This window comes from Thalassotalea sp. 1_MG-2023, from assembly GCF_030546745.1.
In the GTDB taxonomy this organism is placed as follows: domain Bacteria; phylum Pseudomonadota; class Gammaproteobacteria; order Enterobacterales; family Alteromonadaceae; genus Thalassotalea_C.
Genome location: NZ_JAUOPD010000002.1, coordinates 198,154 through 223,378, shown reverse-complemented (window position 1 = coordinate 223,378; position 25,225 = coordinate 198,154). Strand labels below are relative to the sequence as shown.

The following is a 25,225-nucleotide window of genomic DNA, read 5'->3' as shown; positions in this document are numbered from 1 at the left end:
TTCTGCATCGCCAATTACCTTCGGAGTTTACATGTTATCTTCTCAAGACATAAAAATTGTTCAATCAACCCTCCCACTAATTGAACAAGCGGGCACGGCAGTCACCGACCATTTTTATCACAGAATGTTTACCCACAACCCAGAATTAAAAGATATTTTTAATTTAAGTCATCAACAAAGTGGCAATCAAAAAGTTGCTTTATTTGAAGCTATTATTGCTTACGCCAAAAACCTCAATAATCTTTCTGTTCTTAAACATGCAGTAGAAAGAATTGCCAACAAACATACCAGCTTTCATATCAAGCCTGAAAACTACAACATTGTAGGTCATCATCTCATTGAAACAATGCGTGAATTATTGACTAGCCATTTCACACAAGCTGTTGAAGAAGCTTGGACGGCTGCATACGAAGTGTTAGCTAATTTATTCATTCACCGTGAAGAGACACTCTATTCACAACGAGAGTCGATGACTGGCGGTTGGCGTGGAAAACGCGCGTTTAGCTTATTAGCCAAAACAAAGGAATCTTCACTGGTTACAAGTTTTATTTTTGAACCCGTAGATCAACAACCGGTAATGCATTATCAACCTGGTCAATACATCGGTATAGAACTTAAACCATGCACATCAGATTACAATGAAATACGTCAATACTCTTTATCAACAGTTTCGAACGGTTCAACTTATCGGATTTCAGTGAAGCGCGAGTTGGGCGAACACAAAGGAATAGTGTCTAATTATTTGCATGACCACCTTGAACCTGGCGATATAGTTGACTTACATGCGCCTGCTGGCGACTTCTATTTGAAAGATAGACAAAAGCCTGTGGTACTAATCTCGGCTGGTGTTGGTGTAACACCGATGCAAGCAATGCTGGATAGTTTAGTTGATAGCCAATATAAATTACCGGTAACTTACCTGCATGCATGCGAAAATAATACATTACATTCTTTTGCCGAACATACAGCACAATGCTGTCAGAAGCAGGGATGGCAATATTTTACTTGGTATAACCAAGAAAGCAGCCATGATGCGCATACCTTCAAAGGCTTCATCAATTTTGATCAAATTGATTTACCGATAGTAGCGGGAGATTTTTATATTTGTGGCCCAGTAGGATTTATGAAATATGCAAAAGATAGTTTGCTCACCCTAGGCGTTGAGCAAGATCGTATCCATTACGAAGTATTTGGCCCACATGCAACACTTTAAAAAAACGGCTAGATAAGCCAAGGTAAAAAATTACTGCTGAACGCCATAGCGGCAAACAGCAGTAATTCATGGTATTAATCACAACTTTTCTTAACGGTACTTACATTTAAGCTAAATTATCTGGCCCAACTTGCACGACTAACTTACCGAAGTTTTTGCCTTCAAGTAGACCGATAAATGAAGTTACTGCATTTTCCAATCCATCGACTTTATGTTCTTTATACTTAATTTTTCCTTCAGTTAACCATTGGAACATTGCCCGACTAAATTCATCATATCGATGGCCATAATCATCAAACACAATGAAGCCTTGCATTTTAATACGTTTGACCAAAAGTGCTCCCATTAATGCAAACATTCTATCTGGCCCTTCTGGTAACTCAGTTGCATTGTATTGTGAAATAAGCCCACACAGCGGTACTCGCGCAGATGAATTTAATAAGGGTAAAACGGCATCAAACACCTTACCGCCAACATTTTCAAAATAGACATCAATTCCATCAGTACAAGCTTTTGTTAATTGTTCAGCTAAGTCTTCATGGTAGTGATCTAAACAAGCGTCAAAACCCAAAGTATTTACTGCATAATCACACTTTTCTTTACCGCCAGCGATACCAACTACTTTACAGCCTTTTATCTTTGCAATTTGCCCCACTAAACTACCGACCGCACCGGTTGCGGCGGCAACAACAACTGTTTCACCGGGCTTTGGCTGGCCGATATCGAGCAATCCCATATATGCCGTTAATCCAGGCATACCTAATACACCTAATGCATATGAAGGATTAGCGATATTGTTGTCGAGCTTTATTAACCCCTCGCCATTAGAAATACTGTAATCCTGCCAACCACCAAACGCGACTACCCAATCGCCTTTTTGATAGTCTGCATGATTAGATTGCTCAACACGACAGACACTACCCCCTACCATTACTTCGTTAATACCTACCGGCTCAGCATATGATTTCGCATCACTCATACGGCCTCGCATGTACGGATCTAATGATAAGTAAACAGTGCGTAATAACAATTCACCTGACTGTGGTGTTGGTATGTCTGATTGTAAAAGATTAAAGTTTTCATCCGTTGGCGCCCCAGTAGGACGAGAAGCTAAAACGATCTGTCTATTTATTTGTAAATTCTGAGTCATAAACCTGGCTCTCTTTGTCAGTATTAGGTTTTACTTATAAAAATCATTTACATAAATTTCAATAAGCGTTCAATGTAATTGATGTATTTAAATGTTTGTTATCTAACAATAAAGCTAATTTATTGTTTACAGTTTTAAAATGTTTTCGGATAACCCTTAATAGATTCAAATAATGAAAAAATCATTTTTTATCAAGAACAGGCTGTTTCAAGTATCTTTTTGCTCACATCTAGGTTTATATCATTATGTTCGCCTAGTGCTACCATGCCATGCTGTTCTAACTTTTCAATAAGATTGGGTATATGCTGATGATTTAGTTCAACGTCAGAAAAACGGGTTGGCACTTTCATATCCTTGAAAAATTCTTCAGTCAATTCAATCGCTTTGTCTATTTTCTGTTCTTCATCCTCACCTGTAACTCCCCAAACACGCTCGGCATATTGAACAAGCTTTTCACGTTTATCATCTCGCTTAACTTTCATAACAGCTGGTAAAATAATTGACAGGGTTCTAGCATGATCAATATTAAAGCTGCCGGTTAATTCATGACCGATCATATGCGTAGACCAATCTTGAGGAACGCCAGCACCGATCAGACCATTCAACGCCATTGTCGCTGACCACATAATATTAGCTCGTATAGTTAAGTCTTCTTTCGTTTCGGTTCGTAATGCTTTTGGACCTTCTTCAATTAATGTTTGTAATAAGCCCTCAGCAAATCTATCTTGTACCTTTGCATTAACATTGTAAGTTAGATATTGCTCCATCACATGAACAAAGGCATCAACTACACCATTGCTAATTTGTCGATCAGACAAAGATAACGTTACTTTAGGGTCTAACACCGCAAACTGTGGACAAACCAATGGACTTGAAAACGGTAGCTTGTTTCCTTCACGTGTAACCACTGAGTTGCCATTACTTTCAGAACCTGTAGCGGGTAAAGTTAATACAGCGCCAATAGGTAATGCTTTTTCTACCGGTTCTTGTTTGGCGAGAATATTCCAGGCATCTTCCCCTTCGTATAAAGCAGCGGCAGCGATAAATTTCGCACCATCAACCACTGAACCACCACCCACTGCAAGCAAATAATCAATTTGATGTTCTTTAATCAATGCTTGTGCTTTCATCAAGGTTTCATAACGAGGGTTAGGTTCGATGCCTGAAAATTCAACCCACGTATGATCACTTAACGCTGTTACTACTTGGTCATAAACGCCATTTTTCTTGATAGATCCACCGCCGTATATCAACAGCACCTTTGCATCTGCGGGAATTTCACTACCCACTAGCTTAATTTGATCTTCACCAAAATGAATTTTTGTTGGGTTATGAAAACTAAAATTTAACAAAATATATACCTCAAAATTAACTAAAATTAAGCACCTAACTTATTCAGTAACTTTTCAGCTACTAATACAGAACTTGCAGGATTTTGACCAGAGATGATCAAACCATCTTGAACAGCAAACGCATGCCAATCTTCAACTTTTTGATAATCAGCGCCACGTTTTACTAACTCGTCTTCAAGTGAAAAAGGCACTACCTCTGTTAACTGAACCCCTTCTTCTTCACTGTTAGTAAATCCGGCAACGGCTTTGTTATTAACCACATAATCACATGCGCTATCTTTAACATTCAATAATGTTGCCGTGGCATGACAAACAACAGCGACCGGCTTTTCTGCTGCTAAAAACTGTTCAATTAATTGAATAGAATGTTTATTTTCAGTTAAATCCCAAAGTGGACCATGGCCGCCAGGATAAAATACCGCATCAAAGTCACTGGCATTTATATCAGTTAACACCTTTGTATTTGCTACCGCAGACTGCGCCGCAGCATCATCGTAATATTTAACTGTTGCTGGCGTTTGAGCATCTTCAGATTCACTATTAGGATCAATTGGCGCTTGTCCTCCAAGGGGTGAGGCAAGAGTTATGTCGACACCGGCTTCTTTAAACGCATAATAAGGTGCAGCAAATTCTTCAATCCAAAAACCTGTTTTTTCACCTGTATCACCAAGCTTGTCATGAGAGGTTAATACCATTAATACTTTTTGCTTGTTCATCATAATCTCCTATCTATGTGCAGTTAAGCCTTTACGAGTTGATAAGGGAAAGTCTACAGCCTAAACAAAAGTCTAACAATGTAGAGTAAATGAGCTTCTTTGTATTAATTAATGATACAATGAAATATTCGTTGGTTTTCGTTGCTTAAGTTACTCATGGACTTATCGTTTGAAAAATTAAAAAGTATGGTGGTATTCGCTCAAGTAGTTGAACAAGGCACGTTAAGTGGCGCTGCAAAACGTATAGGGTTATCGCGGGCAGTGGTGAGTTATCATATTAAAAAACTTGAAGCACAATTAGGCATAAAGCTAATCAACCGCTCTACTCGTACCTTGTCATTAACCGAAGCGGGAAGAGACTATTATCAACATTGCAGGGTTATTGCTGATCAAGCCTCTGCGGCAAATCAACAAATTGAAAACCTGAAAAATAACCCGACAGGTTTACTTAAAATCACTTGTCCGGTAAATGTAGGGCTACAAACCATTGTTCCTGCACTCAATGAATTTAGGCATCGTTACCCTAATATTGAACTAGATATTATGCTGACTGATGAAGTGGTTAATATCATCAAAGAAGGCATTGATTTAGCTATTCGGGGTGCTCCGCTGTCAGACTCAGGGCTACAAGCGACTAAACTTTCAACCCTTAAAACATGCTTATGCGGTTCTCCTGAGTATTTTAAAAAGCATTCAAAACCACAAAAACCAACAGATTTAAACTGTCATCAATGGGTAATTTACAAATTAACCTCAGGTACATTAGAACTCACTAAAGGCACGCGTTCTTTCAGTATCGAAATGAAAGGAAGCATTCAAACCAATAACGCTGCTGCCCGTACAGCTTTTGTTGAAGGCGGTCATGGTTTAGGCAGAATCCCTATTTATGATGCAAATCCAAAAATAAAACAAGGAAGTTTGATCTCAGTGCTTGATGATTACGTAATGAAAGATATTAACGTTTATGGCGTTTTTCCACCTGGGGCTGCAGAGTCAAAAAAGGTACGGTTATTAATCGATTTTTTAAAAGATTATTTTGTAAGGTCTAGCTTGATAAATCCACTTTAGCTATTTTGAACCTGTAGATAACTCAGTCATTTACGTTGTTAAGCATCAGCTTTAAGACTAAAATAGTTTACCATAGATAGCCCGAAAAAACTTTCATGACACGCTGAAATATTGCGCGTTGCAGTAGAAATTATTTATAGGCATTAAACACAAGATGTATATGTTTAATAAGAAAAACAAAGAAATTGAACAACTAACGCAAGAATTAGCTAAAGCTAAATCTGTTATTTCTGCAATTAATGACTCTATCGCTAACATTGAGTTCACTCCTGACGGTATAGTGTTAGATGCAAATGACATTTTCTTAGAGGTTATCGGATACAACAAACAAGATGTCATTGGTCAACATCACCGAATGTTTTGCCAACCTAATTATGTAAATTCTGCCGAGTATCAACACTTTTGGGCGCAATTAAAAAAAGGTGAAGCTAAATTCGGACACTTTGAAAGAGTCGCTAAAAATGGTGACCTACTCTGGCTTGATGCTACTTATTTTCCAGTAAAAGAAAACGGTGCTGTTACCCGGATCATAAAAATAGCCAATGATATTACCGACGATAAAAAAGCACTTATAGCTCAATCTTCAATTACTCAGGCGTTAGATAAATCACTCGCTATGATTGAATTCAACCCACTGGGTGAAATCATTCATGCCAACAGAAATTTTCTTCAAACACTTGGTTATAACATAACTGAAATTAAAGGTGGTCATCATAGAATGTTTTGTGATGACCAATTTTTACGTGACAACCCAAACTTTTGGCAAGAATTAGCAAGAGGTGAACATAAGTCAGGGCGTTTTAATCGTCTGGATAAAAAGGGGCATACCGTTTGGATAGAAGCGACATACAACCCCATTATTGATGAAAATGGAAACGTTACTAAAGTGATTAAATTTGCATCAGACATTACCGCTAGAGTCGAAAAATCGTTACAAGTTGCTAACGTTGCAGAGGCTGCAAAAGTCACCTCTGAACAAACCGAACAAAGTGCAAACACTGCAAATAGTAAACTTGAAAAGTCTATTGAAACTTCAGAGCTGATCTCTTCTCAAGTACAAAGTTCCATGGAATCTATTGGTCACTTGAATGAACAATCTAAAAGCATTACCGCTATTGTATCTACGATAAGTGCTATTGCAGAACAAACCAATTTACTCGCATTAAATGCAGCCATTGAAGCAGCTAGAGCAGGAGAACAAGGACGCGGCTTTGCGGTTGTAGCTGATGAGGTAAGAAGCTTGGCAGCTCGTACTAGTCAATCAACCAATGAAATCAATGACGTTGTAAAACTAAACGAACAACTTACCAAAGACGCCACAGATATAATGCATCAGGTGGAAGGAACAACGAGAAAGAGCTTAACTCAAGTATCTGAAGTAAGCGATGTAATGCAAGAAATTATTACTCGAGCATCAAATTTAACAAATATGGTTAAAAATATCTCAAACTGATACTGAAAGCTTTCAATGTAGAACTAGGTTTGAGCTAGAAAGTATAGTTACTCATACCTGATCTGACACTAATTACCAAAGATTTTAACGTTTAATGTCAGTCTGATATGAGCGATAAAGGGACCCTGAAATTTTGCTTTATTGCTTGCGAATAACGGGTATCCACCAACGAATGCACATCTCATTCATTGGTCTAAATGGTATAGGAAAATATGCGACTATGTCAGGCTTATTCCCATCTCTTTCATAGCCTGTTGAGGAGAACCATTCACCATATATATATCGGTTAGTTTTCATTGAAGTCTTATATGTACAATTAAACTCCGCATAAGTTGAAGAAGGTACTGTATAAACTTCAAATCCACTCAAACTATCCTCACTTGTTGCTTCAACGCCTAAAACATCCGTAAACTCATCCCGTTTTCCATTTTCTTTTGGAAAATATGCAGAGAGCAATGATGAATTTGTGATAGAACATGGCCTACCATTATTTAGCTGATAAAGCTTTTTATAGTCTTCTGAACCAATATATTCTTTCCAGAATTTAGGCCCATCTTTAACAAAATCTTCGAACTCAAAACTTTTGCTTTTGCCTATTATGTTGAATTCTGGAATCTCAATTATTTTATAGTTCATACTTACTCCTACTTTTTTGTCCTTAGAGAAGAAGACTCGTTTATATGAAGAAAGTGAAGTGCCACCTAAGCGAGCTTTACTCGGATTTATTCCGTGCATATTTCGAAATGCACGAGTGAAAGCATTAGGAGATTCGTAACCATATTTGAATGCGATATCAACTATACTTTCGTTAGTATTCAACAACTCAACAGCAGCCATAGTCAGCTTTCGCCTTCTGATATACTCAGCACAGGTAACCTTAAAATTAGCAAAGAACATACGATGGAAGTGGTATTTGGAACAACAGGCTACCTTTGCTACGTCCTCTGTACTAAGAGCACTATCTAAGTTACTCTCAATATAATCAATTGCTAAATTCATTCGTTGTGACCAAATCATATACTCAAGTCTCCTATAGAGTAATTATGGTATTTAATCACTCTAACAGCTGTCTCACCTTTTCTTGCTATTTTTAAATTATCTCAATAATTTAAAACCTCAGAAATGAATAAATGGAATTTAACTAGGTTTTCGAGTATTGGAAGGTTAGGCTTCTCTATATCTTCTTGGATCAAAGACAAGTAAGCGATGGGCCGCTATTGGCACCCTCCGGACGATGAATTTTGATTACCCCCTTTATTTTCACTTTATTGATACTGTAAAACGCCGTTAAATTCACCTAGCAACCTCAGCCATCAATATTTATCAAATAAATGAAGATCATAAAAACATTTAAAACACACCGAAAAAAATATTCATCAAATTTGAATACGTATGCAATAAGTGTACTTCACATATCAATAGCGTAATACTCTTTGTAAGTGGTCAAAAAATAATAAATAAAAATTTACATATGCCTAATAAAGCGCACTCTAGCGTTAATGAGCATAGTCGTTCTTTTATTGAATTAGTTTTTCCATGCGAAATGTATCTCAATAATAAGGAAAAAAATGAAACCATACATCATAAAGTTCACGTGCATAGTATTCGTCATTTTATCGTTACTATTCACCAGTTCTAGCCATGCAAAAACATCAACAACAAACAATAACGCTATCGACCCTTTTTGGAACAACGCTGTAATTTATTTCATGATGACGGATAGGTTTTCGAATGGTGATAAATCAAATGACCAAGCCTTTAAAAGAAAACAAGATGGTGCGGTTCTTCGAAATTTTATGGGCGGGGATATTAAAGGTATCACTCAAAAAATTGAAGATGGTTACTTTTCAGCGCTAGGGGTCAACGTACTTTGGATGACGCCGCTAATAGAGCAAGTACATGGCTACTGGGATGAAGACTGGGGACGAAGCTACCCTTTTCATGGTTACTGGCCTAGAGATTGGACCAAGGTAGATCCTAACTTTGGCACAGAAGCTGAGATGAAAACCATGATAGCAACAGCACATGCACACGGTATTCGTGTCCTAGCCGATGTGATCATCAATCATACAGGACCCATGACAAATGTAGACTCTGCTTGGCCAGCTGGCTGGATACGCACTGAACCTGTTTGTCAGTGGCATAATTATAAGAATAATGTTCATTGTGCCGTTGCTACAAGTATACCCGATATCCGTACTGACTCAGAAAAGCCAGTTAAATTACCGTCGTTTTTACTTGAAAAATGGCAACTTGAAGGAAGGCAACAGCAGGAGATTGCTGAGCTTGACGCCTTTTTTGAAAGAACACAGTTACCTCGCGCCCCCAAATATTACATTGTTAAATGGCTAACCGATTGGGTTAGAGACTATGGTATCGATGGGTTTCGTGTTGATACTGCCAAACACGTTGAAGCTGATATTTGGCGTGTGTTAAAAGCCGAAGCATCATTAGCATACAATCAATGGAAATCAAAAAATTCAACAGTATTTGAAGAAAACAAAGACTTTTTTATGATTGGTGAAGTTATGCACTTAGGCGTTAATGGTTTTAAAAATACCCCGTCGGGTACTCGAAAATACGACTATGGCGATAAGCAGGTTGATTTTTATGATTATGGCTTCGACAGTTTAATTAATATGGGGTTTGCAACCCATGCAAATTTGCCAATGGAAACACTTTTCAGCATTTACTCAGAAGAACTTAATCATGGTGCGTTTAAAAACGTTGGTATTTTGAATTATGTTGTCTCACATGATGACCCTGAACCTTATGACAAGGAGAGAGCTACACCATATAAAACGGCTTTAAAACTCATGTTAGCGCCAGGTGCCGCACAAATTTACTATGGGGATGAGCTAGCCAGAAATTTAAAGATAAACGGCACTATTGGCGATGCAACTTGGCGTTCATTTATGAACTGGCAAGATCTAACAAAAGATGAAACTCAAAAACTTTTAAGGCATTGGCAAAAACTTGGTACTTTTAGGCATAACCACCTTGCAGTAGGGGCTGGGGTACATGAACAGCACAACGAAAAACCCTATATATTTAGTCGTAAATATATCGCTAAAGAAAGATCCGATAATGTTCTTATTGGCATTGATTTAAACAAAGGTCATAAAACGTTATCGGCTTATCAAGCCTTTAAAGATGGTACGGTGCTTAAAGATTACTATTCTGATACGTTAGTCACGGTAAAAGATAATAAAATCAAATTGAATACCGATTTCAGCATTGTACTGCTGGGTAAAGTTAGTGATAACTAACATTTATCACTTTATCGGTGCATTTCACGTGCCATCAGTTTATCTGATAAGAAAAACCCTGATGTTGCCATCAGGGTTTAAGAATAAATGAGTTAGCACATAAGCCGGGTTCTGTATCTTTTCCGAAGAAAAGTGACAATCATTCGTCTAGGCTATGGATCGCTCCATAGCTCAAGCAACCTACCCGGTTTCAACGCGAGCCACGCCGTATGAAACCCTATTTGGTCTTGCTCCGGGTGGAGTTTACCCTGCTGCCAACTGTTACCAGTGGCCCGGTGCGCTCTTACCGCACCCTTTCAGCCTTACCTGTGCTATTGCTAGCCATCGGCGGTCTTCTCTCTGCTGCACTTGTCGTCGGCTTACGCCGCCCAGACGTTATCTGGCACCCTGCTCTTTGGAGCCCGGACTTTCCTCCCCTTGTCCTGTCTATTTACTATCGAAATACTAAATACAACGAACAAGCAGCGATTGTCTCGCTAACTCGGGGCGCATTCTACCCTAATCACCAGATAACAACAAAGCTTACTTCTATTTGCCAATTATTATTTGTGATTTAACCTGCTTGCAGCAATTAACTAAGCCTGTGACATATTGTCGCACTTTCTATTTTTATGCTTGTTTTTCAGCTTGCTTTACCAAAATATACCATTATAAATCTACGAATATACAATGAATCATATAATGTTATGCAGTACATCATTGAACAAACTTAAGCAAAAATCGTCAGGCTATAGCTATATAGACTTAATTGGTGGCTATCAATGGTCAAACAGCCTGACACTTGATTTCGGAATTTCAAATCTATTCGATCGTGAATATCAAGATCATTTAGCTGCTTATAATCGTATAAACGGTAGCGATATTCCATCAATGTCACGTATTCCTAGCACAGCTCGTAATTTCTGGCTTGCTGCCACGTTTCAATTTTAAGTTCCGCATATAGGCACTTGCCTGTACCCTAGCCCTAGCTTTTCTGATGAAAACTAGGGCGTTTTTTTAGCTTTCTTTGTAGTGTACGTCGATGCATTGATAAGTGCCGAGCTGCTGCAGAAATATTCCCCTTATTCGCCTTTAGCACTTGCTGAATATGCTCCCACTCTGCTTGTTCAGCACTAAGTTTATCAGGGATTGAGATTTGTTCATTAACAGCTGTTTTCACGGTAACTTTAAGCGTTTTTAATAACGTTTCGGTATCTATGGGTTTAGCGAGATAATCATCGGCACCTAACTTAATTGCTTCTACAGCGGTAGCAATACTTGCATAGCCAGTGAGCAAAATAATACGGCAGTTGGGTAATAAATGTTTTATCGGTGAAATTAAAGGTAACCCACTGTCACCGGCTAAATACATGTCCAATAACACGACTTCAGGTAAGAAGTTTCTCACCATCAGCAATGCTTCTGAATTAGTTTCACAATGCTCAACTTGTAATTGGTGCTTACTTAGCCTTCTTGCTAAAACAGATGCGTAAGCGCAATCATCTTCAATTAATAACACTTTCATCTTCAATCTACTATTATCGGCATGGTGATAAGTACAACTGCACCGCCAGCTTGATGATTATCAAGCCAGAGTTTACCTTGCAACCTTTCAAGGCTCGCATTGCTTAGCATAATTGAAACACCAAAACCATGTTCGCTCAGTTGTGGGAAGTCGCCCAATTCATGTAGTTGTTCAATAACAAAGCCTTTACCGAAATCTTTTATTGATAAACACCATTGTTGATCCTGCAAATAAGATTCAATCTCTATCGTTTTATTTTGACTTTCTTGGCTTGCATGAACGGCATTATCAATCACATTAACCACAGCAGGGATGAATGAGCCATCAATTTCAATGCGAGAATCAAGCGTGTTGTCGATAAATGTGAAGTTCACTTCAGGGTAGGTTAATTGGCAATGATGCTTAATTTGTTGATGAATATTGGCACAACTAATTGGCTGCTTTTCATTGGTTTTAATATGTTCTGTAGTCACTCTAAACGCGTGTAAACTTTCTGCGCAACGGGCAACCTGTTTTTCAATATCATCGAGTAAGTCCGCAGGCATTTGTGGTTGTTCAGCGAGTTCTTCTGAGAGTAGCTGTAGTGTTGCCAGTGGCGTTGCTAAATTGTGTGTTACTTGTGCAGAAGCAACACCTAGTGCAATGATGCGTTCTTTTTTAAGTTGTTGCTCTCGAAATTTTGCAATGGTTGTTTCTCTACGCGTAATCGCACGTGCTAAATATCCAACAATAAGAGACAACACTAAAGCAGAAAACAGAAAATTAATCCACATTCCAATAAAGTGCCCAGCCATATTGCCATGCATTACATGCATTGGCATGGTCCAAAGTAATACGGAGTAAATAACGATGGCGCAGCTTGCAATAATTAACCCGCGCCAGAATGACAAAGTGATCGCGGCAATAGCAATAGGCACCAATAATAAAGAAACAAACGCGTTGGTCGCACCACCGCTGAAATAAAGCAAGCAGCCGAGAAAAAACACATCAGCGAGCAATTGTATTAACACATGATTTTTTTTAGAGCTCGCCCCATTTCGGGTTATCGAAAAGCTGGCAACATTAAACGCAAGCTCAAGTGCGATAATGATAAACATCGGTAACCAAGGAAGTTGATAATGTAAAATCAAATTAACAAATAATAATAAGAAAACTTGCAGTATTATCGATAAACCGCGTAGCGTCATAATTAACTCTACGGTTGACATTTTTGTGAAGAATTTTATCAGTGGTTTAATCATTTTTATTTAGTGTGCGTTTATCCGTTCATCATTTTACGCTTTAAGCGCCTGTTATTTTTAAAGCTGCCTTTTAAAGGCCTTAATAATTTCCCACATTAAAATATTGTGCCCGATAGTTTTGTCAATGTGTTGAAAATTCTATTTACAATACGGTACATGTACATGTTTAACAACTCACTCTTGTTAAAATCAATAGCACATTTTATTACCGAAAACAGTGTAATACCTATTTATAACTTAGTGTTAAATCATAGAGTGCTTTTTTATTCACTTCATATAAATCGGCAGTCACGGCACAGGCTTTTTTAGGTGGCAATTCCTTTAGTAGTCGCTTTAGCGCACGTTCAACCTCAGGTGTTATTTCTGATATTTTTTCAGGCGCACCTTCAATAATCAGCACCATTTCACCTTTTAATTGATTCGCATCTTGCGACAACCAATTTAACATTTCACCGGCGGTATTAGAGTAGATGGTTTCGAATGTTTTTGTCAGTTCACGAGCTATCACTAAATATCGACTCTCACCTAGCACCGTAACAATATCTTGTACCGTATCAATGGCTCGTCTAGGTGCATCGTAAAACACCATAGTTCTAGTTTCGTTTGCAAGCCCTTGAAGTATGGCTTGTCTTGCCCCTGTTTTAGCGGGTAAGAAGCCTTCAAAAGCAAAACGATCTGTCGGTAACCCAGCAACAGATAACGCCGAGATTGCTGCACATGCGCCAGGTACGGGTGACACGTTTAATCCTTGTTGTCGACAATAACGTACAAGGTGAAAACCTGGATCACTAATCAAAGGCGTACCAGCATCAGAAACTAATGCAACATCGCTCCCCGAGGCAAGCAGTGAACCAATGTATTCCTGCTTTTGCCGCTCATTGTGATCATGCAGTGATATTGTTTTACCGCTTATTGAAAAGGCAGATAAGAGTTTTTTAGAGTGCCTGGTATCTTCACAAGCAATAACATCTACTGCACGCAAAGTATCAATTGCCCGCTGGCTAATATCGCCTAAATTACCAATAGGAGTGGCAACAATATATAAGGTACCTGAGTTATCTTCAGCTAAAGTCATTTAATAGTTCTGTTGAGCAAAGAGTCAATGACGTTTATTATAAAGCAATATCGATTGAAAAGATCCATCATTTATAGGGTTTGTTTGTGGCATATCATTACGTTAGTGTTAAACGTTTGCGCGTTATCTTCTCTGTTATTACGCTTTTAGTGCTCACAAGTTGTGCCACAAAGCCAGACAAGAAGCCCGTTAAAAGCAGCGACAATACTCAAATATCAAGCAACGAAAATTTAACTGAGTCAGCTAATGACTATCTTGCGCTAGCAAAAAATAGTACCGGTGAAACAGCCACGCAATATTTTTTATTTGCGGCACAGCAATTTAATAATGAAAACCAATATAAAAAAGCACTGTGGTTAGCACAGCAAACCCAGGCATTAACAGACAATAACCGTTTAAAATATCAATTAGAGCTGATCAGTGCGCAAAGTTTAGTTCGGCTTGAAGCATACGACCTGGCATTAAAACATTTGAATCAGGCAAAAAAATTACGTGGTGAACAGCAACAGCCAAAAGAGTTTTATCAAACATTAGCGATTGTTCAACAACAAAGACAGCTTCCTCTAGCCTCAGTAGATGCAAGACTGCGTGCGTTAGCGTTATCTTCTGAGTTGGAATACCAACAGCAAGCGAATGACGTTTGGCTTTCGCTAAATAAACTATCGCAATGGGAGATTCAGCAACTTTCAAAGCTAGATCCTCCTTACTTCGGCGGTTGGCAACAATTATTAAATTTTGCCCATCGTTTTGGCTATCAACCTGATACATTCAACCGATATTTAACACAATGGCAGCGAAATTTTCGCGATCACCCTGCACAGGTATTAATTGAGAAGCTGTCAGCCACAACAGTACAAAATATCGATAAAGAGCATAACATCGCGGTATTACTACCTTTATCAGGCAAACAGAAAAAAGCAGGTGAAGTTGCTCAGCAAGGTATTTTAGCGGCTTATCAAAATAATGCTGATACGAGCTTACATTTCATAGACTCTGTAGCAACAGACTACAGCACACTAGCAGACTACTTAACATCACTGGAAGTAGATCATGTAATAGGTCCATTGCTTAAATCGAATGTTGATGCATATATCAATCAGCCGCAGCTTAATTTACCCACATTATTGTTGAACATACCTCAAGCACATACGCTAAAAGAAAACCATATTGTGCTTTCTATGAACCCTGAAGATGAAGCAATACAAGCAGCAACAACACTCAGTCGTCGTCAATTTACCTCGCCAATTGTGTTCGCTCAACAAGATAGTATTAGCCAACGTATTGCCAATACCTTTAGTGAACAATGGCAACGTATTACCGGCAGAACCCCTGAGGTAATCGCTTTTGCTGATGCCAGTAAAGTTCAAGAAAAACTTGAAAGTACCTTAGAACTCGATTTAAGTAAAAAGCGAATAGCTGATATTGATAGAAGAATTCGACAACAGCTAAAAACGCAAGAGCGAAATCGCCTCGATATCGACATGATTTATATTGTCGCATCCCCCAATGAAACACGGTTACTCAAGCCTTATATCGACGTAAATATTTCACCTTTCGCCCGTGCAATACCTGTCTTTGCAAGCTCAAGAAGCCATAGCCATAACAGCGATAAAAGTGATAGTCGTGATTTATCCGGCTTGTCGTTTACAGAAATGCCTTGGCAGCTTACCAGCAAACAACAAAATACATCACTGAAACAACTTAGCTCGCGTATCTGGCCAGATAGATCTGATAGTCTTGAGCGTATTTTTGCCATGGGGTACGATAGCTACTCATTGATCCATAAGTTTTCAGTGTTTAAACAACAACCATACATTCGCCATTACGGACAAACAGGCGTATTAAAATTAAATGAACAGGGTATTTTAACCCGCAGTTTATTGTGGGGTAGCTACCAAAGGGACAAGGTAGAAGAAATTGTTTTGGAATAAAAAATCGTCGAATAATTCACATAATACTTCAGGGCAGCACTGGGAATCAAAAGCGCTCGAGTACCTTGAGAAACAACAACTTATATTTGTTACAGCCAATTTTCATAGCCGCCAAGGTGAGATTGACTTAATTATGAAAGAAGGTAACTGCGTAGTATTTGTTGAAGTGAAATACCGTAAAAACAAAGCTTTCGGTGGCGCTATTTCCGCGGTAAGCATCAGCAAGCAAGAAAAAATTCGTAGAACAGCCGCATTTTTTCTGCAACAACAAGGACTAAATGCTTATAATACCGCATGTCGATTTGATATCATCGCCATCGAAGGCGGTAACATTCCCGAATTTATTTGGCTGAAAAATGCCTTTTGACTCGATTTAAACGGAGCCAATATAACCATGTTAGAGCGCATAAAAAGTAACTTTACAGAAAGTATTCAAACAAAAATTGCTGCAAGTGAAGCGCTTGCAGGGCCTATTGAACAAGCATCGTTAATTATGGTGCAATCACTATTAGGTGGCCACAAAATATTATCTTGTGGCAACGGTGGCTCTGCTGGTGATGCTCAACATTTCTCAGCCGAACTACTCAACAGATATGAAACTGAGCGCCCTAGTTTACCAGCAATTGCCTTGACTACAGACAGTTCGACCATTACATCAATTGCAAATGACTACCACTACGACGAGGTATTCTCAAAGCAAGTACGAGCACTTGGAAATGCCGGTGATGTATTGCTTGCCATTTCAACGAGCGGTAACTCACGTAATGTTATTAAAGCCATTGAAGCTGCCGTTGCTCGAGATATGCCAATTATCGCGTTAACTGGTAAAGACGGTGGAGATATAGCGGGCTTATTAGGTGAAAACGATGTTGAAATTCGTGTTCCTTCATCACGTACCGCTAGAATTCAAGAGGTACATCTAGTGGTTATTCATTGTTTATGCGATATTATCGATTCAACATTATTTCCACAAAGTGAAGAATAACACCATGAAAGCAAAAAAAGGAATATTGCTACTTGCTACTGTTTCCATCTTACAAGGGTGTGTTGCTGCCGCTGTGGTAGGGGTTGTCGGTGGTGCTAGCGTTGTTGCAGATAACCGCTCAATTGGCAATCAAATTGATGATCAAAAAATTGAAATTGCAGCACATGCTAAGCTCGCTAAAGTGGCTGGTATTTCTGACAATACGAACTTACAAGTTATCAGTGTAAACGGTAAAGTGCTGATTGTCGGGCAGGCGATGAATACGTATTTAAAAAACCTTGCGATTAAAACTGTTAATCAAGTGAAAGGGGTCGAATATATTCATGATCAAATACGTATTGGCAATACAACCTCTCTTTCAACGCGCAGTAATGATGTTTGGTTAACCTCTAAGGTTAAAACCGCCTTGTTTAAGCAAGATGATTTTGACGCTAATAATGTAAAAGTGGTGACTGAAAACGGTGAAGTATTCCTAATGGGTCTTGTGACTAATCGTTTAGCCAATAGCGCTGTTGAAATTGCACGTCGTGTTGGCGGGGTCAATCGGGTTTTTAAAATGTTCGAAATTGTTGAAAGCTAACAGGCCTTACTTAACGATGAACATCTGTTAACAACATCATTAGACATAAAAAAACACTCTAAAGAGTGTTTTTTTTATTTAACAACTTTTAAACTCGCTCTACCACGAGGCTTACTCGGGGGCGTTGGGTCTGGCTCATCATCACTGCTATTATCAACTGCGCTAACAGGGGAAAGTGACAATTCATCATCTTCAACAGGGTGCTCTATCGCTAACGAAGTACCTGCACCATTTTCTTTGGCATAGATAGCTGAAATAGCACCATAGGGCACTGTCAGGTGTTCTAACTTACCAGAAAACCTTGCAGTGAACTCAATGTTTTCACCTTCCAAAGAAATTGAACCAACGGCACCAGGGGCAACATTTAGTATAATTTGCCCGTCATTTACAAACGCCATAGGCACCAACACACCGTATACATTTACATCAACGGCAATGTATGGGGTTAGATCATTGTCACAAATCCAATCATAAAAAGCCCTAACGATGTAGGGCTTTGATGATGTCATTTCAACAGACATTAAACTGCAGTACCAAAGCGAAGTTCTCTTTCAACTTCTGTTAAAGAAGCTTGGAACGATTCACGTTCAAATACACGTAACATGTATGTTTTTAATTCTTTAGATCCTGCGCCTTCTAATTCGATACCGAAAACAGGTAAACGCCATAATAGCGGAGCTAAGTAACAATCTACTAAACTAAACTCTTCACTCATAAAATAAGGAGCTTCATTTAAGATTGGTGCAATGCTTAACAAGCTTTCTGCTAATTCTTTACGTGCTTTCTCAGCTTCACCCGCACTGCCATTCATGATAATACGCGCTAAGCTATACCAATCTTGTTCGATTCTGTGCATCATTAAGCGGCTACGACCACGTGATACTGGGTAAACAGGCATCAATGGTGGATGTGGAAAACGCTCGTCTAAGTATTCGATAATAATTGACGCTTCGTAAAGCGCTAGTTCACGATCAATTAATGTAGGCACTGTTCCATACGGATTTAAGTCTAATAAATCCTCAGGCAAATTCGCCATATCAACTAAGTGGATATCTACACCAACGCCTTTTTCTGCCAACACAATACGAGTTTGATGACTATACATATCATCCGCATGTGAATATAAGTTCATGACAGAGCGTTTGTTTGCAGCAACGGCCATTTCGCCTCCAAAAATATTCAATAATAACTAACAATGGGGGCTAGTGCCCCCAATAAAATTACCTGATAGTGACCTTCAAATTAATGAACATCTCTCCAGTATTCTTTCTTCAATAAGTAAGAAAATACTAACAGGATAAATAAGAACCCGATCACGTAATAACCTAATTGTTTACGTTCAAGCTTGTTCGGCTCACCAACATATTCTAAGAAGTTAGTTAGATCGCGAACGAACTCATCGTATTCTTCTGGTGACATTGTGCCACCCACAGCAGGTGTTAACTCGCCGTTTTCGTCAAGAGTTTGTACACCTTGTAAATTTTGTAATACATGTGGCATACCAACATCTTTAAAGATTTTATTATTTACTCCGAACGGACGTTCCGCATCTACGTAAAATGAACGTAGATAAGTATAAATATAATCAGGGCTTCTAAAGCGAGCTTCCAAGGTTAAATCTGGAGGCGCAGTACCAAACCATGCACCGGCGTCTTTCGCAGGCATAGTATTAGTAATGTGATCACCTGGCTTTTCACCTGTAGGCATATATTTTTCTTTACCTTCAGCTTCGCTTATTCCAAGATCACGAAATGTTCGGTTATAGCGTTGATATTTTAACTGATGGCAACCTAAACAATATTGTAAATAAGATTCGAAGCCACGCTTTAATGATTCTTTATCTGCTAAATCATTATTTGCTTTATCAAGCGGCATAGAGCCCCCAGCAGCTAGTGCAAAGAAAGGGACGCATGCTAATAGTGTTACAATTAACTTTTTCATTATCCTGTCACCCTCTCTGGTACTGGTTTGGTTTTTTCATTTTTACTGTAAAACCACAGTAAGATAAAGAAGCCAAAATAGCCTAAACTTGCGATTCGGCCAATTAAATTCGCCAAATCAGTTGCCGGCATAGTACCTAAAATACCTAACACAATAAAACTAATCGCAAATTGCGTTAAGTTAAGTAAGTGAGCTTTACTACGGTAACGAATTGATTTAACCGTACCACGGTCAAACCAAGGTAGTGCGAACAACATACCAATAGCCGCAAACATGGTGATCATGCCAAACAACTTATCAGGTACAACCCGTAAAATGGTAAAGAATGGTCCGAAATACCATACTGGCACGATATGCTCAGGTGTTTTTAAGCCATTAGCAGGTTCAAAGTTTGGCGCCTCGATAAAGTAACCACCGCCCTCTGGCGCAAAAAACATAACCCACGAAAAGCCAATCAAGAAAATAATGACCGCAACTAAATCCTTCACTGTGTAATAAGGATGGAAAGGTATCGCATCAACAATGTCATACTTTTTAGTGTATTGCTCATGGAAGGTAAATTTGCTTTTCTCTTCTTCCGGAACGCTACCTTTCGGCTTCTTAATGTCTGTACCGTCAGGATTATTAGAGCCAACTTCGTGTAGTGCTATAATGTGTAAGAATACTAAAACACATAACACAAGTGGTAATGCAATAACGTGTAGCGCGAAGAATCGGTTTAGTGTCGCACCAGAGATAACATAATCACCTTTAATCCAAATAGTCAGTTCTTCACCCACAAGAGGTATGGCACCAAATAAAGATATAATTACTTGTGCACCCCAATACGACATATTACCCCAAGGTAATAAGTACCCCATAAAGGCTTCGGCCATTAGCACCAAGAAGATAAACATACCGAAAATCCACAGCAATTCACGTGGTTTTTGATAAGAACCGTACATTAAACCGCGGAACATATGTAAATAAACAACAATAAAAAATGCTGAAGCACCTGTTGAATGCATATAGCGCAACAGCCAACCGTAATCTACATCACGCATGATGTATTCGATAGAAGCAAAAGCACCTGCGCCTGAAGGTTCATAGTTCATTGTCAGCCAAATACCAGTCAGAATTTGGTTAACTAAAACAACGGTCGCTAAAATTCCGAAAACATACCAAAAGTTGAAGTTTTTCGGTGCCGGATATTGGATAGCATGCTTGTTCATGGCATCCATAAACGGAAGACGCTTTTCAATCCAAGCCATAAAGTTTTCCATTACGCTTCTCCTTGGCTTACACCGATAATTAAGGTGTCATCTGTTGGGAATGAATGCTCAGGAACCACTAAGTTTAACGGTGCAGGAACGCCAGAGAATACACGACCTGCCATGTCAAATTTAGAACCGTGACAAGGACAATAGAAACCATTTTTAACGCCTTCTACCATCTCTTCAAAGTCACCTTTTCGATACGTTGGAGCGCAACCTAAGTGAGTACATACACCTAACGCCACCATAATTTCAGGCTTAATTGAGCGATGTTCGTTTGCAGCATAATCAGGCTGTTGTGGTTCAGCAGATTTAGGATCACGAAGCTGATCTTCATGATTTGCTAACGATTTAACCGCTTCATCAGTACGACGCACTATATAAACTGGCTTACCGCGCCATTCAGCACGAATTAATTGACCGGGTTCAATTTTACCTACATTCACCTCAACTGGCGCCCCTGCGGCTTTCGCACGCTCACTTGGGTTCCAGGAGCCAATGAAAGGCACAGCAACACCGACAGCGCCAACACCGCCAACTACCGAAGTAGCCGCAGTTAAAAAGCGTCGACGGCTGTTATTCACAGGCGCATTGCTCATCCAACATCTCCAAAATTTGTATTATTTATTTAAAGTTAGAATTCTTCTTGCTTTTTTAAACATAGCCAAAGCGATGATTCTTTTTCAAACAAATAAACTTAGCGATAAAAAAATTTTTCCGATCATAAAGAAAAGCCCTGATTTTTACAAGGAAATAAAGTGGTTTATAGCAATGATTAGTGAAAAAATGACAATAAATGCGTCAGGGTTTAGCACGGTTTGTATTCATTACAAAGATAACGAACAATTTTCGACAAATAATCTCAAGCGACTACTCACCAAATAAACGTTCTAACCAAGATTTGTTTTTCTTTTTCGGTTGGGGTTCTAAACAAGAATGTTGCATAGCCAAGCCACGAGAAATAGCAGGCATTTCTATATTCTGTTGACATTCAACGGCCATTGCCAAGCCTGTTTTGGCATCAAACGATAACCATTCAATATCGTTAGGTACTGAAGTATGTTTACTTTTTGCACCATAACTATTTAAGAAGTCTGCAAACAGCACTAACGCGCCTGAACTTCCTGTTAGTGTGGTTTCTTTATTATCATCTCTACCAATCCACGTGGTAATTAGGTGCTGTTGGTCATAGCCAACAAACCAACTATCACGTTGATCATTTGTGGTGCCTGTTTTACCCGCTAATGTCGCGTCTTTGATACGCCAAGCAAGTGATTTAGCCGTGCCTTCAGTCGTGACTTTCGTTAACGCATAATCAACTAAATAACTGGCTTGTTCAGAAAAATAGGGGGTTGGCTCTGCAAAGAATTCATAAAGGGTTTCACCCTGAGCTGAGGTTATTTTCTCAACTGCATGGCTTTGCACCGCATATCCTTGATTAGCAATAGGCAAATAAAACTGACTTACCTGATAGGGCGACATATTGATCGACCCCAGAAGCATTGAGGGACGGAGAGTTATATCACGGTCATAGCCAAGCAAATGCACAATTTCAGCGACACTTTCTAAGCCAAGATCCATCCCTAAATTTATCGTCGGTATATTAAGCGATCTTACTAAACTGTCTAATAAAGATACCTGTCCTCGGAATTTACCGTCATAGTTTTTAGGCTGCCAAACTTCACCATTATCGGTTGTGAAACTAATTTCAGAGTCGTCTAAAATGGTGGCTAATTGATAGTCCTGATAGCGTTCTAGTGCCGCGATATAAATGGCTGGTTTGATTAGCGAACCTATTGGGCGTTTAGCATTTAATGCACGATTAAAACCTGCATAACCACTTTCTTTACCGCCAACGAGACCTTTTACAGCACCGGTTGTACGTTCTGTGACTATCATCGCTGCTTCAAGTTCGTGAGCTTTACTCTCAGCTAAGGCTGCTAACTGTTGCTCAACCTTCTTTTCTAGCAATGTTTGTGTGTAAAGCGAAAATTCGGTAAACACTCGAATGCCAGAAGCCTGCATGTTAGCGGATAGTAGCTCGCCCAATTCTTTTTTTACTAATTGTAAGTATGCAGGAAACTTCTGCTTGTTTTTCACTAGTCGTCTAGATTTTCGAACAGAAAGTTCACTCTTAATCGCAGCGAGATATTCAGGCTTAGTTAAATATTCTTGTTCAAACATCAACGTTAATACTAAATCACGACGTTTTTTTACGCGTTCGGCATACCGCCAAGGATCATAATAGCTCGGCCCTTTTATAACACCTACAAGCGTAGCCATTTGTTCATCTGATAGCTGTGCTACACTTTTACCAAAATAAAACTCAGCGGCTAAACCAAAACCATAAATGCCATTAGCAAAGTGTTGCCCCAAGTAAACTTCATTAATATACGCTTCAAGTAATTGATCTTTGCTATACCGATACTCAAGCAATAAAGCCATAATTGCTTCATTGGCTTTACGCCAAATCGTTTTTTCACGCGATAAGTACATGTTTTTTACAAGTTGCTGTGTCAGTGTACTACCACCTTGCACGGTTCTACCTGCACGAATGTTTTTATAAAGCGCACGTAAAATACCCAAAGGGGAAATGCCCGCATGATGATAGAAATCGCGATCTTCAACGAGTAATAAAGTATCGAGTAATCTTTCTGGCACAGATTGTAATGGTACCAACACTCGATCTTCTTTATTTTCAGGAATAATACGATCAATAAGATAGGGTTCAAGGCTTACAGATTGTGTTTGCTGTTCATCAAGATATAATTTTTCAACGGTTTGAATATCACCGCTACGTGTTACATCTATCATTACTTTTTGCGGATATTCAATACCTGAGCCAAAATCAAAAGCCCGTCGATAAATAATGATCCGCTTGCTTGATAACGCAAATTGCCCTGGTTTTGTCACTTTCGTTACGCGACGATAACCCATTAAAGACAATTCAGCTTTCAAGTGGCTAAGATTAATGTCACTTCCAGGCTGAAACGTATGAATTTTACTATAGACTTGAACGGGTATTTGCCAACGCTGACCTTCGAATTTATCGACCACCCGTGCATCTAGATATAAGGTATAGAATGCCAAAATAATGGCAAATAAAAGTGTAAACTTAACCAGAAATATACTAAATCGCTTTAGTTTTGAACGTTGTTCTGGTGATGCTTTACTTGTTACTTTTTGCTCTTTCGACACACTAAAACCTAATTATTCATCGTCTTCGTTGTTAGATATTTTACTATTGCTTGACTTTAAACGCTGCCTAAACTTAGCTTTAGCTAACATTTGCATATCTTCCACTTGGTCACTCTCGTCAATTATTTCTCGGCCTAAAAAGGTTTCGATCGCATCTTCCAAGGTGACAATACCTGCAGTTTGTCCGAAATGATCTTCGACAAGAAAAATATGTTCGTGACGCTTTATGAAAAAATCAAGCAAGGGTAGTACAGGTAAGCTTTCTGAAATTCGATGCAATGGTTGTTTAATATCAACAAGTAATGTGTCGCCTTTTCCTTGTCTTTCTTGTTCGTAGAGTGTCCCTTTAATAATTAAGCCGGTTATATTGTCGATTGAGGCACTATAGACAGGTATGCGGGTAAAACTTGCAGTTTGGTCTGCAGCCAAAGCAGCAGAAATGGTCATGTTTTCATCAAGAGCATGCACAACGCTTCTTGGTGTTAATATATCACCGGCCTTGACTTCTCTAAGGGTAAGAATATTTTCAACTAATTGGTTTTCTTGGTAAAAAAGAGAACCATCTTTATGACCTAATGCAGCAAAAGCACGAATTTCATCTCGTGATACTACATCGGTTTTATTTTTATCAAACATACGAGTGAGCAACGATGAAAACCAAACGAGTGGATAAACAACTTTTACAAGAAAATTGATGATATAAGCTGAAGGGATCGCCAAATTGCGCCAAAATTTAGCACCAATCGTTTTTGGAATTATTTCTGAAAAGTACAAAATTGCTAACGTTAATAAAAACGCGATTAAGGTTTCTTTTTCTTCACCAAATACTCTAATAGCTTGGGCACCAACACCTGCTGCCCCCATGGTATGGGCGAAAGTATTAAGGATCAAAATACTAGAAATCGATTTATCTATATTGTCTTTCACATGACTGAGTACTTTGCCTCCAAGCGGTTTGTCTTTTTGAATATTTTCTACGAAACTTGGCGTTACCGATAGCAACACAGCTTCAAGAATAGAACATAAGAACGACACACCTATTGCTATTGCCAAGTATGTGAGAAGTAAAGTCATAAATTTTGCACGTTGAAAACATTAAAAAATAATCGACGATTGTAAACTAGCTGGCAATGCATTCCTATGTTTTCGTCATATTTAGCCGTAAATCCGATGATTAACCCCTCACGTTCATTAAAATCATTTGTTCTGAAACTGTTTAGTTAATACTTTTTAGTCAAAGTCTAGCAATTTAAACGCTTATTACTATGCAAGATCCCTAGAAATGTATAAGCTAGC

23 protein-coding genes and 1 other RNA gene are annotated in these 25,225 nt (G+C 38.8%); 9 read left to right on the top strand and 15 right to left on the bottom strand.

Going from position 1 to position 25,225, the window contains the following annotated elements; all coding sequences use genetic code 11:
• Positions 1-31 precede the first annotated feature (31 nt).
• Positions 32-1,213: an NO-inducible flavohemoprotein gene (gene hmpA / locus Q4489_RS02530; protein ID WP_303476635.1), complete on the top strand. Its 1,182-nt coding sequence runs from the start codon at positions 32-34 to the stop codon at positions 1,211-1,213.
• 106 nt (positions 1,214-1,319) lie between these two features.
• Here the strand turns inward: hmpA and Q4489_RS02525 are convergent, their stop codons facing one another.
• From Q4489_RS02525 to Q4489_RS02515, 3 genes are all read right to left on the bottom strand, one after another.
• On the bottom strand, positions 1,320-2,363 hold the full coding sequence (locus Q4489_RS02525; protein WP_303476632.1) for an NADP-dependent oxidoreductase: 1,044 nt from the start codon (positions 2,361-2,363) through the stop codon (positions 1,320-1,322).
• A 191-nt stretch (positions 2,364-2,554) separates the two neighbouring features.
• A complete protein-coding gene (locus Q4489_RS02520; protein ID WP_303476629.1) occupies positions 2,555-3,715 on the bottom strand; it encodes an iron-containing alcohol dehydrogenase in 1,161 nt (386 codons plus the stop codon).
• Positions 3,716-3,741: 26 nt separating this feature from the next.
• Positions 3,742-4,431, bottom strand: a complete 690-nt coding sequence (locus tag Q4489_RS02515) for a type 1 glutamine amidotransferase domain-containing protein (protein WP_303476812.1) — start codon at positions 4,429-4,431, stop codon at positions 3,742-3,744.
• 156 nt (positions 4,432-4,587) lie between these two features.
• Between Q4489_RS02515 and Q4489_RS02510 the strand changes: the two genes are divergently transcribed.
• Together Q4489_RS02510 and Q4489_RS02505 are read left to right on the top strand one after the other, a co-directional pair.
• The gene (locus Q4489_RS02510; protein ID WP_303476627.1) at positions 4,588-5,499 is read left to right on the top strand and encodes a LysR family transcriptional regulator; all 912 of its coding nucleotides are present in this window, start codon (positions 4,588-4,590) and stop codon (positions 5,497-5,499) included.
• A gap of 154 nt (positions 5,500-5,653) precedes the next feature.
• Complete coding sequence (locus Q4489_RS02505; RefSeq protein ID WP_303476625.1) at positions 5,654-6,952, top strand: PAS domain-containing methyl-accepting chemotaxis protein; 1,299 nt, start codon at positions 5,654-5,656, stop codon at positions 6,950-6,952.
• Between the two features lie 138 nt (positions 6,953-7,090).
• On the opposite strand, the gene Q4489_RS02500 is transcribed toward Q4489_RS02505, so the two are convergent.
• Entirely contained in the window at positions 7,091-7,969 is an 879-nt protein-coding gene (locus Q4489_RS02500; protein WP_303476622.1) for an AraC family transcriptional regulator, read from the bottom strand.
• Positions 7,970-8,520: 551 nt separating this feature from the next.
• Between Q4489_RS02500 and Q4489_RS02495 the strand changes: the two genes are divergently transcribed.
• Positions 8,521-10,221 (top strand): alpha-amylase family glycosyl hydrolase, encoded by a 1,701-nt coding sequence (locus Q4489_RS02495; protein ID WP_303476619.1) that lies wholly within the window; start codon positions 8,521-8,523, stop codon positions 10,219-10,221.
• Positions 10,222-10,305: 84 nt separating this feature from the next.
• Here the strand turns inward: Q4489_RS02495 and rnpB are convergent.
• Positions 10,306-10,705, bottom strand: an RNA gene (rnpB, locus tag Q4489_RS02490) — RNase P RNA component class A.
• A gap of 185 nt (positions 10,706-10,890) precedes the next feature.
• Between rnpB and Q4489_RS02485 the strand changes: the two genes are divergently transcribed.
• Positions 10,891-11,151, top strand: a complete 261-nt coding sequence (locus Q4489_RS02485) for a TonB-dependent receptor (protein ID WP_303476616.1) — start codon at positions 10,891-10,893, stop codon at positions 11,149-11,151.
• 34 nt (positions 11,152-11,185) lie between these two features.
• Here Q4489_RS02485 and Q4489_RS02480 read toward each other — a convergent pair whose 3' ends face one another.
• The 3 genes from Q4489_RS02480 to rsmI all read right to left on the bottom strand — a co-directional run bounded on the left by Q4489_RS02480 (position 11,186) and on the right by rsmI (position 14,041).
• Complete coding sequence (locus Q4489_RS02480) at positions 11,186-11,725, bottom strand: response regulator transcription factor (RefSeq protein WP_303476613.1); 540 nt, start codon at positions 11,723-11,725, stop codon at positions 11,186-11,188.
• A gap of 2 nt (positions 11,726-11,727) precedes the next feature.
• Positions 11,728-12,912 carry a HAMP domain-containing sensor histidine kinase gene (locus Q4489_RS02475; RefSeq protein ID WP_303476610.1) on the bottom strand — a complete coding sequence of 395 codons (1,185 nt, stop codon included), beginning with the start codon at positions 12,910-12,912 and terminating at the stop codon, positions 11,728-11,730.
• A gap of 280 nt (positions 12,913-13,192) precedes the next feature.
• Entirely contained in the window at positions 13,193-14,041 is an 849-nt protein-coding gene (gene rsmI, locus Q4489_RS02470) for a 16S rRNA (cytidine(1402)-2'-O)-methyltransferase (protein WP_303476608.1), read from the bottom strand.
• 86 nt (positions 14,042-14,127) lie between these two features.
• On the opposite strand from rsmI, the gene Q4489_RS02465 reads away from it, so the two are divergent.
• Genes Q4489_RS02465 through Q4489_RS02450 form a run of 4 tightly spaced genes read left to right on the top strand, consistent with a single transcriptional unit; the run spans position 14,128 to position 17,537 of the window.
• Positions 14,128-15,972, top strand: coding sequence for a penicillin-binding protein activator (locus tag Q4489_RS02465; protein WP_303476606.1), 1,845 nt, complete (start codon positions 14,128-14,130; stop codon positions 15,970-15,972).
• A complete protein-coding gene (locus Q4489_RS02460) occupies positions 15,959-16,339 on the top strand; it encodes a YraN family protein (protein ID WP_303476603.1) in 381 nt (126 codons plus the stop codon). Before Q4489_RS02465 ends, Q4489_RS02460 begins: the two co-directional genes overlap by 14 nt.
• A 27-nt stretch (positions 16,340-16,366) precedes the next feature.
• Positions 16,367-16,957: a phosphoheptose isomerase gene (locus Q4489_RS02455; RefSeq protein WP_303476601.1), complete on the top strand. Its 591-nt coding sequence runs from the start codon at positions 16,367-16,369 to the stop codon at positions 16,955-16,957.
• Positions 16,958-16,961: 4 nt separating this feature from the next.
• Complete coding sequence (locus Q4489_RS02450) at positions 16,962-17,537, top strand: BON domain-containing protein (protein WP_303476598.1); 576 nt, start codon at positions 16,962-16,964, stop codon at positions 17,535-17,537.
• A gap of 74 nt (positions 17,538-17,611) precedes the next feature.
• Here Q4489_RS02450 and Q4489_RS02445 read toward each other — a convergent pair whose 3' ends face one another.
• From Q4489_RS02445 to Q4489_RS02415, 7 genes are all read right to left on the bottom strand, one after another.
• On the bottom strand, positions 17,612-18,058 hold the full coding sequence (locus tag Q4489_RS02445) for a ClpXP protease specificity-enhancing factor (RefSeq protein ID WP_303476595.1): 447 nt from the start codon (positions 18,056-18,058) through the stop codon (positions 17,612-17,614).
• The gene (sspA, locus tag Q4489_RS02440; RefSeq protein WP_074496446.1) at positions 18,058-18,699 is read right to left on the bottom strand and encodes a stringent starvation protein SspA; all 642 of its coding nucleotides are present in this window, start codon (positions 18,697-18,699) and stop codon (positions 18,058-18,060) included. Before sspA ends, Q4489_RS02445 begins: the two co-directional genes overlap by 1 nt.
• Positions 18,700-18,779: 80 nt before the next feature.
• Complete coding sequence (locus Q4489_RS02435; protein ID WP_074496445.1) at positions 18,780-19,478, bottom strand: cytochrome c1; 699 nt, start codon at positions 19,476-19,478, stop codon at positions 18,780-18,782.
• A complete protein-coding gene (locus Q4489_RS02430) occupies positions 19,478-20,740 on the bottom strand; it encodes a cytochrome bc complex cytochrome b subunit (RefSeq protein WP_303476590.1) in 1,263 nt (420 codons plus the stop codon). Before Q4489_RS02430 ends, Q4489_RS02435 begins: the two co-directional genes overlap by 1 nt.
• Entirely contained in the window at positions 20,740-21,330 is a 591-nt protein-coding gene (gene petA / locus Q4489_RS02425; protein WP_303476587.1) for a ubiquinol-cytochrome c reductase iron-sulfur subunit, read from the bottom strand. Before petA ends, Q4489_RS02430 begins: the two co-directional genes overlap by 1 nt.
• A 271-nt stretch (positions 21,331-21,601) precedes the next feature.
• Positions 21,602-23,929, bottom strand: coding sequence for a penicillin-binding protein 1B (gene mrcB, locus Q4489_RS02420; protein ID WP_303476585.1), 2,328 nt, complete (start codon positions 23,927-23,929; stop codon positions 21,602-21,604).
• A 12-nt stretch (positions 23,930-23,941) separates the two neighbouring features.
• Complete coding sequence (locus Q4489_RS02415) at positions 23,942-25,003, bottom strand: CNNM domain-containing protein (protein WP_303476583.1); 1,062 nt, start codon at positions 25,001-25,003, stop codon at positions 23,942-23,944.
• Between the last annotated feature and the right edge of the window lie 222 nt (positions 25,004-25,225).

Bases quoted from the DNA above. Each gene is read 5' to 3' on its own strand.
- Q4489_RS02450 (WP_303476598.1), top strand. From the start codon at position 16,962: ATGAAAGCAAAAAAAGGAATATTGCTACTTGCTACTGTTTCCATCTTA.
- sspA (WP_074496446.1), bottom strand. From the start codon at position 18,699: ATGGCCGTTGCTGCAAACAAACGCTCTGTCATGAACTTATATTCACAT.
- Q4489_RS02455 (WP_303476601.1), top strand. From the start codon at position 16,367: ATGTTAGAGCGCATAAAAAGTAACTTTACAGAAAGTATTCAAACAAAA.
- Q4489_RS02445 (WP_303476595.1), bottom strand. From the start codon at position 18,058: ATGTCTGTTGAAATGACATCATCAAAGCCCTACATCGTTAGGGCTTTT.
- rsmI (WP_303476608.1), bottom strand. From the start codon at position 14,041: ATGACTTTAGCTGAAGATAACTCAGGTACCTTATATATTGTTGCCACT.
- Q4489_RS02510 (WP_303476627.1), top strand. From the start codon at position 4,588: ATGGACTTATCGTTTGAAAAATTAAAAAGTATGGTGGTATTCGCTCAA.
- Q4489_RS02475 (WP_303476610.1), bottom strand. From the start codon at position 12,912: ATGACGCTACGCGGTTTATCGATAATACTGCAAGTTTTCTTATTATTA.
- Q4489_RS02485 (WP_303476616.1), top strand. From the start codon at position 10,891: ATGAATCATATAATGTTATGCAGTACATCATTGAACAAACTTAAGCAA.
- Q4489_RS02500 (WP_303476622.1), bottom strand. From the start codon at position 7,969: ATGATTTGGTCACAACGAATGAATTTAGCAATTGATTATATTGAGAGT.
- Q4489_RS02435 (WP_074496445.1), bottom strand. From the start codon at position 19,478: ATGAAAAAGTTAATTGTAACACTATTAGCATGCGTCCCTTTCTTTGCA.
- Q4489_RS02515 (WP_303476812.1), bottom strand. From the start codon at position 4,431: ATGAACAAGCAAAAAGTATTAATGGTATTAACCTCTCATGACAAGCTT.
- Q4489_RS02415 (WP_303476583.1), bottom strand. From the start codon at position 25,003: ATGACTTTACTTCTCACATACTTGGCAATAGCAATAGGTGTGTCGTTC.
- Q4489_RS02495 (WP_303476619.1), top strand. From the start codon at position 8,521: ATGAAACCATACATCATAAAGTTCACGTGCATAGTATTCGTCATTTTA.
- Q4489_RS02505 (WP_303476625.1), top strand. From the start codon at position 5,654: ATGTATATGTTTAATAAGAAAAACAAAGAAATTGAACAACTAACGCAA.
- Q4489_RS02430 (WP_303476590.1), bottom strand. From the start codon at position 20,740: ATGGAAAACTTTATGGCTTGGATTGAAAAGCGTCTTCCGTTTATGGAT.
- Q4489_RS02480 (WP_303476613.1), bottom strand. From the start codon at position 11,725: ATGAAAGTGTTATTAATTGAAGATGATTGCGCTTACGCATCTGTTTTA.
- Q4489_RS02525 (WP_303476632.1), bottom strand. From the start codon at position 2,363: ATGACTCAGAATTTACAAATAAATAGACAGATCGTTTTAGCTTCTCGT.
- hmpA (WP_303476635.1), top strand. From the start codon at position 32: ATGTTATCTTCTCAAGACATAAAAATTGTTCAATCAACCCTCCCACTA.
- petA (WP_303476587.1), bottom strand. From the start codon at position 21,330: ATGAGCAATGCGCCTGTGAATAACAGCCGTCGACGCTTTTTAACTGCG.